Genomic DNA, 839 nt, shown 5'->3' with positions numbered 1-839 from the left:
AGCCGGACGGCGTCGTCGATGGTGCCGCCGCCGACCTCGAACCAGGTGGCGCCGGGAAGCGAGGGCGCCACCCGCTCCCGCAGCCGGGCACCCGAGCCGCCGCTGATGGCGACGGCCAGCCGGCCCGACTGCGAGATGCGCTGATCGGCGAGGACGGCCGCCAGGTCGTCGAGGGCACCCGGGCGGATGTCCACGACCACCGGGGACGGAATGAGCCTCGTCAGTACTGGCACGCGATCTCCCGTCCACGGGCGAGGTCGTCGTGGTTGTCGATCTCCACCCACTTGACGTCGCCGATCGGCGCCACGTCGATCCGGAAGCCCCGGTTGACCAGCTCCTGGTAGCCGTCCTCGTAGTACAGCTGCGGGTCCCGCTCGAACGTCGCCTTCAGCGCGTCCGCCAGCTCCACGGCCGCGTCGCCCTCGATCAGCGTCACGCCGATGTACTCGCCGGTCGCCTCGGCCGGGTCCATCAGCTTGGTGATCCGCTGCATGCCCTTCTCGGGGCCGACGACGACCTTCATCTCCTCGTCGGCCAGCTTCTTCACCGTGTCCAGCGCGAGGATGATCTTCTTGCCGTCGCCGCGGGCGGCCAGCAGCGTCTTCTCCACCGACACCGGGTGCACGGTGTCGCCGTTGGCCAGGATCACACCGTCCTTGAGCGCGTCACGCCCGCACCACAGGGAGTAGGCGTTGTTCCACTCCTCGGCCTTGTCGTTGTCGATCAGGGTCAGCTTCAGGCCGTACTTGGCCTCCAGGGCCGCCTTGCGCTCGTAGACGGCCTCCTTGCGGTAGCCGACGATGATCGCGGCCTCGGTCAGACCGACCTCCGCGAAGTTG

Annotated in this window: 1 protein-coding gene and 1 pseudogene; both read right to left on the bottom strand. The window is 69.1% G+C overall.

The window, feature by feature from the left end; all coding sequences use genetic code 11:
* A pseudogene (locus ABD198_RS30530) lies at nucleotides 1–233 on the bottom strand (dehydrogenase); the annotation flags it as partial.
* On the bottom strand, nucleotides 221–839 hold a 619-nt coding region (locus ABD198_RS30525; RefSeq protein ID WP_344007985.1), incomplete at its 5' end, for a phosphocholine cytidylyltransferase family protein. The gene ABD198_RS30525 and the pseudogene ABD198_RS30530, both read right to left, overlap by 13 nt.

Source organism: Streptomyces thermocarboxydovorans, assembly GCF_039524635.1.
Classification (GTDB): Bacteria; Actinomycetota; Actinomycetes; order Streptomycetales; family Streptomycetaceae; genus Streptomyces; species Streptomyces thermocarboxydovorans.
Note: the sequence above shows the minus strand (reverse complement) of the source record. Positions and strands in the feature narration are given on the sequence as shown.